Here is a 14304-nt window from a genome sequence, read left to right on the forward strand (position 1 = left end):
CGAACGTTTTGTAACGGACGTTATGCATATGTGCCCCCCGGACAATTTGATATAGAAATTATACCAAGGTTAGCGGCGGGGAGGGGGAGAAAAAGCACGGTCGCGATGACCATGCCTTTTCCACAGTTAATCGACAGCTTCTGCCAGACCGCTAAATGCGGCCAGCTTCTCGAATGGACCTCCGTAACGGCCTGGCAGACCGCTAAATGCGCTCAACTGCCCGAATGGGCTTACGTAGCGGCCCCCCTAGACCGCTAAATGGGGCCAGCTGCCCGCATTGGTCCGTTGGGCCGTAAAGAGAGTGGTTTGAGTAGGGGGTTTGCGATTCCTTTGAGTTCATGTATGCGAATGGGTCGGGCACAGAAAAAAAGAATGGGGATATATCTCCTGTAGAGCGAAGTGCCTGCCTCATACGGTCATGAAATTACCCTGTTACGGGTTCATCCATTCCCGATTTCATGGCCGCGCTTCGGGGTCCCCCGGAAAGTAATCGGAATAAGCTGCGAAGCTTCTCGTCACTTTCTGGGTACATTGCAGCGGAAGAAGATATATCCCCATGGTAATAAATCGATCATTTTATACTTTTGGCCTCTAATTGACTTACGGGACAGCCCCATCATTGGGGCGCTATTGCCGGTAATATTCCTGAAGAAGCGGAATCAGTCCAAGCGGATTTCTCCGCAGGTCCTTGGCGCTGAAGAAGATGTCGCCCTGCACCTCGATAACGTTCTTATTGTAGTTCAACTGGTCGATAATCTCCTGGGCGCTGCTCCAGCCGGCTTCCTTCGTGCCGAGCTTGTAGGGCGCATGGCCGATCAGCAGCTCGACGTTGGTCCCCCTCACCTCGTTCGCCCACCAGTCGACCAGCTTGTCGTAGCGGGCGACGTCGAACGTGAGGCTCCAATAAATTTGCGGAGCGACATAATCGATCCACCCCTGTCTGATCCAGGTGCGCACATCCGCGTACATACTGTCGTACGTCGTCACACCGGCCCGCGTATCCGAACCGGTCGGATCGTCGGCGACGTTGCGCCAGACGCCGAACGGGCTGATGCCGAACGCGAGCAGCGGCTTGGCCCGATGGATCGACTCGCCCAGCTCCTGAACGAAGCGGTTGATATTGTCGCGCCGCCAGTCGGCTTTGCTGCTTAGCTTGCCCGGATTGTATGCCGCATACGCCGCATCGTCGGCGAACGTTCCGCCCGACGGGTAAAAATAGTCGTCCAGGTGAACGCCGTCGATATCGTAGCCTCGTACGACTTCCATAATCGCGTCGATAATGTGCTGCCGCGCGTCGGGGATTCCCGGATTGATGTAGTGCTTGCCGCCAGACAGCACGACCCAGTCCGGATGGGCAATCGCCACATGGTTCGCGGGCAGGCCGTCCGTCTTCCCGTCGACCGTCGCCCGGAACGGGTTAAACCAGGCGTGAAACTCCATTCCCCGCTTATGCGTCTCTTCGATCATGAACGCCAGCGGATCGTAACCCGGATCGCCTCCCTGCTTCCCCGTCAAATAGCGGGACCACGGCACGAGCGCCGACGGATAGAGGCTGTCGGCCGACGGCCGAACCTGTACGAACGCGGCGTTCATCCCCATTCCCTGCAGCTCGTCAAGCAGCTGTATGTATTCCTGCTTCTGCTTCTCCACCTGTCCGTACGACTTGTCCGACGGCCAGTCCAGATTGTACACGGTCGATACCCATGCGCCTCTAAGGGATTCGCCAATGTCGGGGCCGGAGCCGCTCTCGCCGCCGTTCTGCGACTGCAGCAAAATCGTGCGCGAGGCTTGCTGCCAGGTCACGAGCAGAGCCAACTGCGTGCCGACGAAACGAAGAGGCACCATAACGCGGCCGCTCACGACTTGAACGGTCGTCTCCAATTCCGTGCGCTGCCCGTTGACAAGCGCGAATTTCTGTCCCATCGTCATCTCGAGCACAAGCCCTTCGTGGCGAATCGTCGCCGTTTTCGTCGCTTGCGACCAACCGACGTTAGCTCCCAAGCTTTTGCTGATCGTGCTCAGCGGCACCATCGTCACGTCCGCCTTCGGAATGATGAACGGCGGAACGTCCGTCACAATCTTCTTCCCGTCGAGATAGATGCCGATCTGCGGCGACGAAGCCGCGCGGGCGGCCGACTGACCAAGCAGCGGCGCCAGCAGCGCGATGCACAGCGCAGCGCACAGCAGCTTCGTTCCTCGATTCCTCCACATGCTCATCATTGCTGCAAAGCCTCCGAATCTTTTATTCTCTCGTCCCGCCTTAAAGCGTTACAATCATTAGACGAAAGAATGCCCGGGGAGTTGCAGTCAATAAGGAATATCGTTGGCAAAATTGCGAGAGGCCAACGGGCTAACACGGTATCCCCCTTCGATTCCGCCGTATTCGAGTTCCGTTGTACGATTTTCTAGAGTACCGTCCCCCGTTTCTGCCCCGTTCGAGTCCCGTTGTACGGTTTTTTAGAGTATCGTCCCCTGTTTCAGCCCCGCTCGAGCCCAGTTGTACGATTTTCTAGAGTATCGTCCCCTGTTTCAGCCTCGTGCGAGCCCAGTTGTACGATTTTCTAGAGTATCGTCCCCCGTTTCTGCCCCGTTCGAGTCCCGTTGTGCGGTTTTTTAGAGTATCGTCCCCCGTTTCAGCCCCGCTCGAGCCCAGTTGTACGATTTTCTGGAGTATCGTCCCCTGTTTCAGCCTCGTGCGAGTCCCGTTGTGCGATTTCTTCGAGTATCGTCGCCGGGCAGGTGTGTTCGGTTCGAGCCGATGTACGGTTTTTTCGAGCAACGGTGCCGGTCTCGGCGTGTTTTTCCGGGCAGCACTAAAAAGGAATCGCCCTCCGACGGCTGTCAAAGCCGACTTGAGGCGATTCCTGCTTATACCGATCAGCGAATGAGACTGTCGGGCGAATTGGCGTTAAGGAATAAACTGCTGCGTAATTTTGACGACGGTTCCGTTCTCTATGAGCAGGTGATACGGGTAGTCGCGCAGGTTCATGGCCGAGTCGTCCTGCAGCAGGCTCAGGAATTTGTCGAGAGAAATCCGCTCGTTCCATACGGTGTCCGCTTCGGCGATGTCGCCCGTGCGGTCGTAAATCTGCATGACGACCTGCGCGTCCGGAGCCAGCTTCAGCTTCTCGACCGCCGTGTCGTCGTTCACGATGTAATAGCCGTCCGGCGCTTCGTCCATGCCGGAATCCGCTTCCCGCTCGCGGAAAATCCGGTCGGCCGCTTCCCCTTCGTACCACTCTATGAAATCCGCATCCACATAATAGACGCCATCTTCCTGATAGATTGCGCCCAAGTATGCGACACGCGTGCTCTCATCGCTTGGAACCGGCGCGTATTCGCCGATGTTCGCTTGAATGGACCCGAACGACATGTATCCGAACAACACGGCGACTATGCTGATGAGCATTTTGTTGACCATTCCCGCATTCTCTCCTCCAGAGGCCCGCGACAGCAGCCTTCGCTTTCCTATTACCCATTAGACGTAGCAAGCAAACGGAAAGTTACATGTCCGCATCGGGAAAATTAAAATTTTCTCATCCCAAATTGTGCCTATACGTCAGGTTATTGTAGAGGAGCGGAATTTAGTCTGGATGGACTCGTCGCCGCGAAAGAAAATTGCATTCGGGTTGTACCCGGGTCTATCCGGGAACCCGGCGGGCCGGGCCATGAGCTTGGCTGCTTCGCGCTAACGTTCGGTCCACGACGCCCGGACATATCCGACGCGCATGCCAACCCGTTCCATATTCCGATGGCTCTGCGAGCCGAACGCGCATTGGCCGACGACGAGGCCGCAGCCTGCGGCGAAAGCGTCGCTTATTCTGCTGCGCAGCAGCGCCGTCTGAATGCCGCGCCCGCGGTATTCCGGCAGCGTCGCCGCGAACGTGAGAGACGCCGTCCCTTCGCTCATGTGCGACACGGCGACTCCCGCCGGACGATCTTCCCATAGCGCGACATAGAAGCGCCAGCCCGGACGGTCGTACAATACCCGATTATTCGCCGCCACCGGAGCGATGCCGCTGTCCGGCAAGCCGGTGCCTCGGCAGTGGACGGCTGCGTACAGCTCGAATTCGTCCTCCCGCAGCGGTCTTATTTCCAGCTCGTCCGCAGGCGGTCCGGCATGCAGGGCATCCGCCGCCGTCATCGCCATCGACGTATGAAAGCCGGTCTGACCGAAGCCCAGCCCGGACAGGCGCTCCATCAGGCCTTGGTCGGCCAATCCCGGCACCAGCTCGAATTGCGGCTTGCGCTCGCGGCTCCGGTAGAAATCGACGAACTCCGCGAGCGCGTCCGCATCGCCGCTTCTTAAACCTTTAACCGTGTTAAAGGTCGCCCAAGGCATTGTCCTGCTGTAGAAGCCTGCCGCCTGTCCGACGCGCGCGATCTCGATCCCCTCCGGATTGCCGGGCCTGTCCCGAATCGCCGCCATGCGATCCAGCATATACGCGATCTCCGATCCTTCGATCTCCGCCGCCAGCTCCGCCAACGACTTTAACCGATTCGTTTCCTGCATTCCGCTTCCCCCAACCGCTTCAACCGTCTTTTCTCCTGCATTCCGTTTCCCCCAACCGCTTCAACCGTTTCATCTCCCGCATTCCGCTTCCCCCAACCGCTTCAACCGTTTCATCTCCTGCATTCCGCTTTCTCCAACCGTACAGACCTATTGGACTTTCTTCGGCTGCGGCTTCCCGCCCGCCCCAACGGCAACAGCCCCCGAACGCCGCTAAGGGCCGGGGGCTGTCCGCTTGATCCGGTTATTTCAAAATCTCGTATTTCCCGATAAGAGGAAGCGGCTTCACTTGGCCGTTCGCCGCGGCAAGAATGCCGATAATGACGAGGGCCAGTATGCCCAGATTAGCCAGCGGAAGCAGCAGCCACCCGATGAACGGGAGAATTCCCAGCACCACGTTCGTGGCCAGCGCCAACAGGAACAGGTTAAATCCCTGTCTGGCATGATACTGCGCGAAAGGCGATTCCTTGGCAGCCAGCAGCGGCACGAAAAACAAAATATAAGCCACGATCGCCATGCCCTTGTTCTGCTGAATGTCAGATTCGGTAGGATTCATCTATCAAACTCCTCTCTCCGTTGGATTAATCTGCATTAAATGTTAACGAATCCGCTGCATCTGCGCTAGTTACTTTAGTCACGTTTTTAGTCAGGGAACGGAAAGCCATGCCCGGTCGTTCCGCCAATCAATGCGCACCCCGGTCTCGAAAAAAGCCGATAACGTCTCGGTCGTCAGCACCTCGCGAGTCGCTCCCTGCTCGAATATTCGTCCCCGCCGGATCAGCAGCGACCGTCCGAATACGGGCAGCACCTCCTCGATATGGTGCGTCACGAACAGCATCGTCGGCGCCTCGGGGCTGCGGGCCAGCTCGTCGATGCTCGCCAGCAAATTTTCCCGCGACAGAAAATCGAGTCCGTTCGTGGCCTCGTCCAGAATCAGAAGATCGGGGGAAGCCATCAACGCGCGCGCGATCAGCAGCTTCTGCTTCTCTCCCTGGGAGCAGGATTGATAGGTCCTGTCGTATAAATGTATGCAAGATAGCTGCTCCATAAGCCTGCGGGCCGTCTCGAAATCTTCCTCCGTCGGCGTCTCGTACAGTCCGATCGAGGCGTGCTTGCCGCTGATCACGACATACTGCGTCTTGTCCGACGCGTACAGCTTCTCCTGAAGCGAGGTGCTGACCCAGCCGATCCGTTTGCGAAGATCCCGCAGGTCCACTTCGCCGAATACGTTGCCGAGCACCGAAATCCGCCCGGAGGTCGGCCAAATATAGCCGTTGATCATGTTGAGCAGCGTCGTCTTGCCCGATCCGTTCAAGCCGAGCAGCGCCCAATGCTCGCCCTTGCGCACGGTCCAGTCGATCTGCTCGAGAATCGACTTCTTCTCGCGTCTCCAGCTTACGTCTTTGAGTTCTATGATATTCGTCTCCATAATTGGCATCATACCATGCGGCAAAAACGGGTTCAATCGGGAATCCCCGCGCAGGAACGCAAACAAAAACGCATTCCTCGTACCAAGGACGAGGAATGCGTTTTGTCGGAGACGATGACGATGCTTTCCGAACCGTTCAAAAAAACCGTCAGTGCGCCCGACGGCTTGCAGGATGCCGTACGTTATTCTCTGGTCTTCCAGGCAAGGCTCGAAGCCGTCGTCAGCTCGCCCGGAGCGCGTCTGTCGGACGAGATCGTCTTCCGGCCGTAACGCGCCCGGTCCGCATTCGCCGCCGCGGCGAACAGGCAGAAGGCGCCAAGCGCGATCAGCAGCACGGTCATGATCGGAAACAGCAGGTTCATCCTCGAATCTCCTCCGCATCGCAATAACGAGAATCATTATCACCATTATAGCTTAACCGGAGGTAAAATCAAGGGCGCGGAAAACCGTCCGCGATTCGCCTTCGTTCGGCGTCCGCCCGCTTTCCGCGCCCTTGAGCCGATTATTCGCCCGCCCGATAGCCGAGCAGCCTTAAGCCGTTAAGAATAACCAGTATCGTGCTTCCCTCATGCCCGACGACGCCCAGCGGCAGCGCGATCCCTTGAATGAAATTGGCGGCGATCAGCAGCACGATGACGCCAAGCGCGAACGTCATGTTCTGCCTGATGATCGTTCCGGTCCGCCTGCCGAGCGCGATCGCGTCCGCGATTCTGGCGACGTCGTCGTTCATCAGCACGACGTCCGCCGTCTCCAGAGCCGCGTCGCTGCCGGCCGCCCCCATAGCGATGCCGACACCGGCCGTCGCCAGTGCGGGCGCGTCGTTCACCCCGTCGCCGACCATGGCGACCGTGCCGTACGCCTCCTTCAACTCTTTGATCCGCGCGACTTTGTCCTCCGGCAGCAGGTCGGCGTATACCCGGTCGACGCCCAGCTCTCCGGCGATCGCGAGCGCGGTTTTCTCCTGATCGCCGGTCAGCATGGCGGTCTGCACGCCCAGCTTCTTCAGCCTGGCGATCGCCCGCGCGGCCTCCGGCCGAACCCGGTCGCGCAGGGCGAATACGGCTGCCGCGCCTTGCCCGTTCCTCAGCACGGACACGGTCTTGCCTTCGCCCTCGAGCCGTTCGATCGTCTCCGCGAGCCCGCCGCGGCCCTCGCTCTCCCCGAGCATGGACGCCTTGCCGATCGTCCACTCTTCGCCGCCCAGCTTCGCCTGAATGCCGCGCCCCGTCAGCGCGCCGAATTCGGAAGGCCGTTCCGGCGTCAAGCCCCTCTCCTGCGCGGCAAGAACGATGGCCTTGGCCAGCGGATGCCCGGACAGGCTTTCGAGCGACGCCGCGATCGCGAGCGCCTCGCTCTCTCCGTAGCCCTGGAAAGCGACGATATCGGTCACGACGGGCCGGCCTTGCGTTAACGTGCCGGTTTTGTCGAAGGCGACGACCCGGACGTTCGAGAGATTTTCCAGGTGGGCTCCGCCTTTGAACAGCACGCCCTTCCTTGCGCCGCTCGAGATGGCGGACAGCATCGCGGGCATGATCGAAGCGACCAGCGCGCACGGCGACGCCACGACCAGGAACACCATCGCCTTATAGAAGGCATCCTCCCAGGCGATCCCCATCGTCAGCGGCGGAACTGCGACGAGCAGCCCGGAGATCAGCAGAATCGCCCGCGCGTAGATGCGCTCGAACCGCTCCATAAACCGCTGCGAGGCCGGCTTCTCGCTCTGCGCCTCCTGGACGAGGCGGATGATTTTCGCGAACAGCGTCGATTCGCTCGCCTGGCTCACCTCTACGTACAGCGCGCCTTCGCCATTCAGCGTTCCCGCGAACACGGCGTCGCCGACGCCCTTGTCGACCGGAATCGATTCCCCCGTAATGGACGCCTGATTCACGTCCGAAGCGCCTTCGGCGACGATCCCGTCGGACGGAATCCGTTCTCCCGGCTTCACAAGAACGAGATCGCCAGCCTTCAGCGCCTCGATCGCGACGATGTGCTCGGCGCCGTCGCGGACCAGCCTGCCCGTCTCGGGCTTCTGGTCCATCAAGGACGAGATGTCCTTGCTGCTGCGGTCCATCGTATAGGTTTCCAACGCGCCGCTCAGTGAGAAAATAAAGATCAGAACGGCCCCTTCCGTCCAGTACCCGATGCTTGCGGCGCCGATAGCCGCGACGATCATCAGCAGGTTGACGTCCAGGTCGCGTTCCCGCACGAGCGTGAGCAGGCCTTCCTTCGCCTTGACGAAACCGCCGACCGCGAAGGCCGCGATATAGAGCGCGACCGCCCACGGATAAGCCGTTTTCTCCAGCGAGTAAGCGATCGCGAGAATCAGCCCGCTCGCCAGCGCGGCCATCCCCTCTCCGTATCGGCTCGCCCAGCCGGCGGCAGCGCCCGTTCCCGCGGCTCTCTCCCGCCGCAGATCGTCGCTTCCGGCAGGTTCGTTCATCGAATGTATCGCTTGGCTCATCGTAATCTCTCCCTCTTCATTGAGAATGACTCCCATTATTACACCCCTGAAAACGACGCATGCTGCTCCGCAAGGGAGCAGCATGTTAAGCGAGATACGTCTCGCCGGAATTTATTCGTTTGGGGGAGAAACGCGTTTCTTATTTAGAATCATTATAATATAGAAGTCACTAAAAATAAAGAGAGAAACCTCACATTTGAGCAAACGTCTTATTCCGGCTCCACGACATACACGCACTTGAAGCGTTCCGTGCCCGGATACTTCTCCCCGAGGCTTTCGATCTCGAACCCGATATTGCGGTAGAAATCCACCGCTTCCTCGTCGGTCTCGGCGATCAGAACGGAAGGCCCCTTCTTGTCGATAACCTCCAGAATGAGTCCGCGTCCGTAGCCGAGCCCCCGGTAGTCCGGAGACACCGCGAGGTGCTCGATCTTCATTTCTCCGTCCTCATTCATGCGCAGGCCGATAATGCCGATGCATTCCCCTTCGGCTTCGTAGCCATACATTTCGAGCGCGTCATCCGATTTGTAGGCTTCGATCGTCTTGTCCAGCTTATCGGGATCGGGATAGACGCTAACCTCCACGATCTCCCGCACGGACGGATCGTCCAATCTGTCTTTGACTTCCACCAGCATGTGCCGCCACTTCCGTTCCGAAAGGATCTATTGCAGTTCTATTCTCAATCTTATCATATCCGTCGCCCGAAGTCCGTTCTCCCAGATCGGCTCCCGGTAATGCCGGACGAAGAAGTCGACGTCCACGCCGACGATCCGAAAGCCGCATCGCTGATACAATCTGAGCTGGTCGAAGCTGGAATTGGCCGTACCGATCTCCAGCGCCGCGGCGCCCGCCGTCCGGGCGATCTCGATCGCCTTCCGCACGAGCGCCTTGCCGATGCCCTGCCCCTGCCGGGATTCCCGCACGGCGACGTTAACGATCTCCAGCGTCCGCGGATGGGTCGCGATGAGCACGAATTCGCCGACCAGCTCGCCGTCCGCGTAAGCCAGGTAACACTCTCCTCTGCCGATGTAGTCGTCGATCATCTCCCGGGAGGGATCGGCGAGCAGCAGCAGATCGTAGGGAATCTTGTCATCCCCCGTTCTTTTTCGGCAGATCAACTCCACTTCTCTCTCCTCCTTCCGTCTTCCGGCGACCGCAGCGGATCTCCATTAATAGGTACGAACCGAATACGGATAATGCAAAATCGGCCATTCTCCCGGCTTGCCCGTACGGACGGTGATTTCCAGCGGAAAAATCCGCACCGGCTTGTTCGACCCGAGCCAATTGCGCCGCAGCGAAGAAAGAATGATCAGCCCTTCCTCGTCTCCGAGCGGCGTAAACAAGTCGTCCCCGCCCAAATAAACCGACGCGCCAAGCCGCTCCCGAAGCAGCCGGGACAGCTCGTTCACGTCGTCGGCCGCGCAGCCGATCTCGCTCACATTCTCGATATCTTCGGAGGAGAAGCCCGGCTTGACCGAACGGTTCCGCAGCCGATGTCTGGCGATAAATTCCACGATATTGCCCGCCGGATCGAAAAAATAGACGGAATCGGAATCCCACGATTCGGATCGGACGATCGTACGGCCGTTCACCGGACTGATCGGAATCTCCTTGCCGTTTAACCAGTCGACCGACTCCGCGATTTTGTTCGCGCTGACGTTAAAAGCAAAATGATAATACGGGGCTTCATCGGAATCGGAACCCGCTCGCTCGAAGGTTAACCGGGACGCCCCGGCCTGCACCGTAAACGCGTTTGCTCCGTCCTCGCTTAGCGGCAGCTCCAACGTCTCGCGGTAAAAACGCCGCAAGGGCTCGAGCTCGGGCGCGTACAGCTTAACCCGTTCAATGCGCATTCCCCACCGCCTCCTCTTTATCCCTCTAGGGCGTGTATGCATACTCCAAAGAAAGCAGATGTTGCCGAATTTTCGTTCCATGCAAGGAACTTTTGTGAAGGCGCACCGGGGGTACGTCAAAGGGTCGAAGCAGGGGGGCGAAAAGGCAGTGATAGATGCCCCTGAGCGGGTTTGCATACACGCCCTAGCTCAGGTTCAGTCCGCACTCCGGGCAAACGGCGGCCCGCGCTTCAACGATATGACCGCAGCCCGGACAACGGTCGTAAATCTTCCGAAGCTCCGGGATGTCCCCGGGGACGGGCGGCGGCGAAGCCGGAGCGCGGCTAGCGGCCCGCTCTCGCAAAAGCTCCTTGATCTCGGCCAAATCCTTGGCCATATTCGACGTATTAAGCGCATGCTGAATGACGTTAAACAGGACGAAAAAGAAAACCAGCATGCCGATCAACCACACAACGATTGCCAACATTTCTCATCTCCTCTCCCGGAACAACGAGATTACTTCCGCCGCTTGAATACGACGATCACGTCGCGGGACGTCCCCTGGCCCATGCTCGTATCGAAGCAGGAAACCAGCTCCCATCCTTGGCTGCCGTGCTCGTTAAGCTGCGCCTCGAACTCTTCCGCGTCCAATTTTCCGCCCATAAAGCCGCCCGTCTTATATTTGATCGTTTTGTATTCCCATCGTTCCATTGCCGCTTCACCTCTCTTGGCCGGCCTGACGCCGTTTCTCGTGTCCGCCCGCTTCCCTGCTAAGCGGCTTTATTTGTCCTGTATTTGCTTTCGAGTCTGGAAACCAGGTCATCGATCGCATAATAGGCAAACATCAAAACCATTCCGTATAGCGCCAACGTGCCGCTGCCGGCCCTCGCTCCGAACAGGAACAGCGCCCCGGCCGCGATCGCTGCCGGCATCACGCTCAGCAGGACGCGGCCGAGCGCCGACACGGCGCCGTGACGAATGGATTTCGTCCACTTATCGACGAGCAGGGAAAACGGGAAAACCAGGAGGCTAACGTAAGCATACGCGATAAAAAAAGCCGGGATAAGCAGCGAACCGTAGTCCCCTCCCGAATCCGGATACGCCGTCTCGATATAGAAAGCGAATAGCGCCGACGTCGCGAAGGCACTGATCATTTTGCTCGCGAAGCTGCTTCTGATTGAGGTCAAGCCGCTCTCCCTCCATTCCCGTTATTGCCCTGAACCCGGCAGATACAGAATTAGACGTCTCCCTCTCCCCTAAAGTTCCGAACCCTATCCGCCGGCGGGAGTCCAGGATCCCCCGGACCTAGTCCATCTCCTCGTTGATCAAGGTCATATGGACGTGATCTTCCCATTTGCCGTTGATTTTCAAATATTTTCGCGCCATGCCTTCGGGCTGGAAGCCGAGCTTCTCGACCAGCCGCAGCGACGCCGCATTGTGCGGCATGATGTTCGCTTCGATCCGATGAAGCCGCAGCTCCCCGAAGGCGATCGAGACGACGGCTTGCAGCGCCTCCGCCATGTAGCCGCGGTTAATCTCCGCTCCGTCCAACCGATAGCCCAAATGGCAGGACTGGAAAACGCCTCTGACGATGTTGCTCAAGGCGATCGACCCGATGACGCGGTTCGGCTCGTCTTTCTTGTACAGCCAGACTTTGAACAGTTGATCGAGCGCCATGCTCGACTGATCGAAGCGCAGCAGCTCCCGCTGCCGCTTCGGCGTGAAGAAATCCGGCGTTCTCTCCGGCTCCCAAGGCTGAAGAAAGCGTTCGTTCCGCTGGACGAACTCCAGAACCTGCGGCGCGTCCTTCTCCTCGATCGTTCTCAGCTTTAATCTGGAGGTGTCGTACTCTTTTCTAATCATCCCGTTTCACCTTTCCGCAAAAGACAGACCGATCTCCTCAAGCGCCGGGCGAAGCAGGCGGATCGACTTGGGACCGAAGCCGTGCAGCTTGAGCAATTCCGCCTCGCTGCGTTCGGCGATTTCCTCCAGCGTCGTTATTCCGGCAGCCGCCAGCGCCCGAAGAGTCGGCCGCGGCAGGCCCTCCGGAAGCGGATGGCTTTGGCGAGTCTCCGTCATTGTCGTTTCCCCCTCGCGGTCTTCGAGTCATCGTCTGTCGGCAAGTCGGCCGCAGCGATTTTCTTTGTAAGCTTTCTCCATTATTGTACCACAGAAAAAGGGAAGTGCCGCTTCAGCCCGGCTTGGCGCATCAACGAACGTTTCGCCTCCGCCACCGCAGCAGCGCGAAGAGCGTGAGCAGCGCCGCGACGCCCGCCGCCGGGCCGAGCCATGCCCATTTCCCGCCGCTTGAGAACGGAATCAGACCTCCCGCCCCCTCGATCTTCATGCCGGGTCCAAGCCGTTCCAGCTCGGCCGCTGCCCCCTCGATCTGAAGATTTCCGCTGCACAGGTTTGTTTTCAAGCTCCCCTGTTCTTCATAGGTAAATACCAAATAGCGCTTGCCTTTGGCAAAGGAATACCCGCAGGAAGCTTCGCCGCCATCCAGGCTGTAGACGGTCGCGCGCGAATCGGACACTCCTTTCCATGCCGTATCGACCTGAAATGTATATTTCCTTGACGTATCGTGAGCAAAGCGCTTCTTCCCCCCTTTACCGACCACAGTGCCGGTAAAAACGGCCGCATAGTTCTCCAGCTTCTCCAGCGAGCCTCTGCTCGCGCAGCTGCAGGCATAGGCCTTTTGCTCCGGAAAGAAAATCATCGCAAGCATCAGCCCAAATCCGATCAGAATCGCCCAAGCCGTCGCCTTCATCTTTTATCCCCTCTTATTGTCCGCAGAAGCTTCGCGAACCCTTCCGCTTTCAAAATCAGCACTATGCCCAGCAATAGACGAATGACTTGCTCCGCAAGCGCGATATAGAAGCTTCGATGGTCGATATACAGGCGTTGGCCTTCCATGTTCGCGTAGTTCAACAGAATTCTCGCCAGGCTGGAAACAGACAAAACCGCCAGAACAAGGCCGACCGCCGCCAGCACGAACGCTTCGATCCCGCGGAAAGATGAGGAGGATTCGGCCTCTCCGGAGCCCGGAGGAACGAGGAATTTGGACAATTTACCGGCCGACAGCCATAACGCGACGCTAATAAGCAGCAGTAGAATCGACGGAATGCCGACGAGCAGGAACACTCTGCCATAGGAAGTATCGTCCCCCAACAGCTGCAGATAGGCGGGCAAGGCGTAATCCAAATAATTGACCAAATGGTTCAACCCGAGCACGAAAAAATAAATCGCCAGCACTCTAAGCGCCAAAAAAGACAACTCTCCGATTTTCATCGTCGCTTCCCCCTTGTCTTGGTTGTCGGTATTTCCAAGCCCTCGCATCTTTGTACAAGCTCCATCCCCCCGTTTAAAAGACAACCCCGCCCAAGATAGCTCCTATCTCGGGCGGGGTTGTGCGTGTGCGAGTTATCTTCCAAGATTATACACGAAATCGGTTCGGATGTCCCGATACAGATTCAACGGGGAGGTCGAGCAGGAGTAGCTTCTGCGTTCTTCGACGTCCAGCAGGGTCAGGCGCTGGCCGTGCTTCGCGCCGGTGTCGATGCCGATGCGTCCGGAGTCGTACCAGATTTGCCCGGTCTCGGCTCCGAGCTTGTAGGTGGGCGTATGCCCGAAGACGACCGTATATGGAACCTCGACCTTCTCCTTCCAGAACGCTTCGCGAATCTCCGTCAGGTCGCGAAGCGGCTGCCGATCGAGGGGGACGCCGGGGCGTATGCCCGCGTGCACGAACAGGTAATCGTCCTCGATCCAGTAAGGCGGGAGCGACTTCAACCATGCCATAAGCGGCAGCAGACGGGTGGGCGCGCCGCCCCCGGCGGCGACCGCCAGATCGGTATTGCCGGGAAGCGCGACGGCCCCCTGATCGGTCAAGCGCTTGATCGTTGTCAAGGTTTCCCAGGATTCCGGTTCTTCGTTCACGTAATCTCCCAGCAGCACCAACCGGTCCTGCCCCGCTTTGTAGCCGGCGGCGTCGAGCAGCAGCTGCAGCCCTTCATCGTGTCCGTGAATATCCGATATGGCCAACAAACGGGGGCGTTGGGAAAAGCTCAAC

The 14304-nt window shown here is 58.6% G+C and carries 18 protein-coding genes; all 18 read right to left on the reverse strand.

Going from position 1 to position 14304, the window contains the following annotated elements; translation table 11 throughout:
• Positions 1-627: 627 nt before the first annotated feature.
• The 18 genes from ACFFT4_RS25715 to ACFFT4_RS25800 all read right to left on the reverse strand — a co-directional run bounded on the left by ACFFT4_RS25715 (position 628) and on the right by ACFFT4_RS25800 (position 14303).
• Entirely contained in the window at positions 628-2211 is a 1584-nt protein-coding gene (locus ACFFT4_RS25715; protein WP_378051945.1) for a family 10 glycosylhydrolase, read from the reverse strand.
• A gap of 697 nt (positions 2212-2908) precedes the next feature.
• The gene (locus tag ACFFT4_RS25720; RefSeq protein WP_378051856.1) at positions 2909-3421 is read right to left on the reverse strand and encodes a hypothetical protein; all 513 of its coding nucleotides are present in this window, start codon (positions 3419-3421) and stop codon (positions 2909-2911) included.
• 267 nt (positions 3422-3688) lie between these two features.
• Positions 3689-4513: a GNAT family N-acetyltransferase gene (locus tag ACFFT4_RS25725; protein WP_378051857.1), complete on the reverse strand. Its 825-nt coding sequence runs from the start codon at positions 4511-4513 to the stop codon at positions 3689-3691.
• Between the two features lie 241 nt (positions 4514-4754).
• Positions 4755-5066 carry a DUF4870 domain-containing protein gene (locus tag ACFFT4_RS25730; protein ID WP_378051858.1) on the reverse strand — a complete coding sequence of 104 codons (312 nt, stop codon included), beginning with the start codon at positions 5064-5066 and terminating at the stop codon, positions 4755-4757.
• Positions 5067-5156: 90 nt separating this feature from the next.
• A complete protein-coding gene (locus ACFFT4_RS25735; protein WP_378051859.1) occupies positions 5157-5939 on the reverse strand; it encodes an ABC transporter ATP-binding protein in 783 nt (260 codons plus the stop codon).
• Positions 5940-6121: 182 nt separating this feature from the next.
• A complete protein-coding gene (locus ACFFT4_RS25740; RefSeq protein ID WP_378051861.1) occupies positions 6122-6301 on the reverse strand; it encodes a hypothetical protein in 180 nt (59 codons plus the stop codon).
• A gap of 140 nt (positions 6302-6441) precedes the next feature.
• On the reverse strand, positions 6442-8379 hold the full coding sequence (locus tag ACFFT4_RS25745; protein WP_378051946.1) for a heavy metal translocating P-type ATPase: 1938 nt from the start codon (positions 8377-8379) through the stop codon (positions 6442-6444).
• Positions 8380-8609: 230 nt separating this feature from the next.
• The gene (locus ACFFT4_RS25750) at positions 8610-9035 is read right to left on the reverse strand and encodes a GNAT family N-acetyltransferase (protein WP_378051863.1); all 426 of its coding nucleotides are present in this window, start codon (positions 9033-9035) and stop codon (positions 8610-8612) included.
• Positions 9036-9062: 27 nt separating this feature from the next.
• Positions 9063-9524, reverse strand: a complete 462-nt coding sequence (locus tag ACFFT4_RS25755) for a GNAT family N-acetyltransferase (protein WP_378051865.1) — start codon at positions 9522-9524, stop codon at positions 9063-9065.
• A 45-nt stretch (positions 9525-9569) separates the two neighbouring features.
• Complete coding sequence (locus ACFFT4_RS25760) at positions 9570-10253, reverse strand: VOC family protein (RefSeq protein ID WP_378051866.1); 684 nt, start codon at positions 10251-10253, stop codon at positions 9570-9572.
• Between the two features lie 184 nt (positions 10254-10437).
• A complete protein-coding gene (locus ACFFT4_RS25765; RefSeq protein ID WP_378051867.1) occupies positions 10438-10719 on the reverse strand; it encodes a zinc ribbon domain-containing protein in 282 nt (93 codons plus the stop codon).
• Positions 10720-10748: 29 nt separating this feature from the next.
• Positions 10749-10943: a DUF4177 domain-containing protein gene (locus tag ACFFT4_RS25770; protein ID WP_378051868.1), complete on the reverse strand. Its 195-nt coding sequence runs from the start codon at positions 10941-10943 to the stop codon at positions 10749-10751.
• A gap of 59 nt (positions 10944-11002) precedes the next feature.
• Entirely contained in the window at positions 11003-11419 is a 417-nt protein-coding gene (locus ACFFT4_RS25775; RefSeq protein WP_378051870.1) for a hypothetical protein, read from the reverse strand.
• A 118-nt stretch (positions 11420-11537) separates the two neighbouring features.
• The gene (locus tag ACFFT4_RS25780; protein ID WP_378051871.1) at positions 11538-12095 is read right to left on the reverse strand and encodes a GNAT family N-acetyltransferase; all 558 of its coding nucleotides are present in this window, start codon (positions 12093-12095) and stop codon (positions 11538-11540) included.
• A gap of 6 nt (positions 12096-12101) precedes the next feature.
• Positions 12102-12311 (reverse strand): helix-hairpin-helix domain-containing protein, encoded by a 210-nt coding sequence (locus tag ACFFT4_RS25785; protein WP_378051872.1) that lies wholly within the window; start codon positions 12309-12311, stop codon positions 12102-12104.
• A 130-nt stretch (positions 12312-12441) separates the two neighbouring features.
• Positions 12442-13002, reverse strand: a complete 561-nt coding sequence (locus ACFFT4_RS25790; RefSeq protein ID WP_378051873.1) for a hypothetical protein — start codon at positions 13000-13002, stop codon at positions 12442-12444.
• Positions 12999-13523, reverse strand: coding sequence for a hypothetical protein (locus ACFFT4_RS25795; protein WP_378051874.1), 525 nt, complete (start codon positions 13521-13523; stop codon positions 12999-13001). Before ACFFT4_RS25795 ends, ACFFT4_RS25790 begins: the two co-directional genes overlap by 4 nt.
• 132 nt (positions 13524-13655) lie before the next feature.
• The gene (locus ACFFT4_RS25800) at positions 13656-14303 is read right to left on the reverse strand and encodes a metallophosphoesterase (RefSeq protein WP_378051875.1); all 648 of its coding nucleotides are present in this window, start codon (positions 14301-14303) and stop codon (positions 13656-13658) included.
• Between the last annotated feature and the right edge of the window lies 1 nt (position 14304).

Origin of the sequence: Cohnella cellulosilytica (genome assembly GCF_042431195.1) — a bacterium.
Classification (GTDB): domain Bacteria; phylum Bacillota; class Bacilli; order Paenibacillales; family Paenibacillaceae; genus Cohnella; species Cohnella cellulosilytica.

Bases quoted from the DNA above. Each gene is read 5' to 3' on its own strand.
- ACFFT4_RS25715 (WP_378051945.1), bottom strand. From the start codon at position 2,211: ATGTGGAGGAATCGAGGAACGAAGCTGCTGTGCGCTGCGCTGTGCATC.
- ACFFT4_RS25720 (WP_378051856.1), bottom strand. From the start codon at position 3,421: ATGGTCAACAAAATGCTCATCAGCATAGTCGCCGTGTTGTTCGGATAC.
- ACFFT4_RS25725 (WP_378051857.1), bottom strand. From the start codon at position 4,513: ATGCAGGAAACGAATCGGTTAAAGTCGTTGGCGGAGCTGGCGGCGGAG.
- ACFFT4_RS25730 (WP_378051858.1), bottom strand. From the start codon at position 5,066: ATGAATCCTACCGAATCTGACATTCAGCAGAACAAGGGCATGGCGATC.
- ACFFT4_RS25735 (WP_378051859.1), bottom strand. From the start codon at position 5,939: ATGGAGACGAATATCATAGAACTCAAAGACGTAAGCTGGAGACGCGAG.
- ACFFT4_RS25740 (WP_378051861.1), bottom strand. From the start codon at position 6,301: ATGAACCTGCTGTTTCCGATCATGACCGTGCTGCTGATCGCGCTTGGC.
- ACFFT4_RS25745 (WP_378051946.1), bottom strand. From the start codon at position 8,379: ATGAACGAACCTGCCGGAAGCGACGATCTGCGGCGGGAGAGAGCCGCG.
- ACFFT4_RS25750 (WP_378051863.1), bottom strand. From the start codon at position 9,035: ATGCTGGTGGAAGTCAAAGACAGATTGGACGATCCGTCCGTGCGGGAG.
- ACFFT4_RS25760 (WP_378051866.1), bottom strand. From the start codon at position 10,253: ATGCGCATTGAACGGGTTAAGCTGTACGCGCCCGAGCTCGAGCCCTTG.
- ACFFT4_RS25765 (WP_378051867.1), bottom strand. From the start codon at position 10,719: ATGTTGGCAATCGTTGTGTGGTTGATCGGCATGCTGGTTTTCTTTTTC.
- ACFFT4_RS25770 (WP_378051868.1), bottom strand. From the start codon at position 10,943: ATGGAACGATGGGAATACAAAACGATCAAATATAAGACGGGCGGCTTT.
- ACFFT4_RS25780 (WP_378051871.1), bottom strand. From the start codon at position 12,095: ATGATTAGAAAAGAGTACGACACCTCCAGATTAAAGCTGAGAACGATC.
- ACFFT4_RS25785 (WP_378051872.1), bottom strand. From the start codon at position 12,311: ATGACGGAGACTCGCCAAAGCCATCCGCTTCCGGAGGGCCTGCCGCGG.
- ACFFT4_RS25790 (WP_378051873.1), bottom strand. From the start codon at position 13,002: ATGAAGGCGACGGCTTGGGCGATTCTGATCGGATTTGGGCTGATGCTT.
- ACFFT4_RS25795 (WP_378051874.1), bottom strand. From the start codon at position 13,523: ATGAAAATCGGAGAGTTGTCTTTTTTGGCGCTTAGAGTGCTGGCGATT.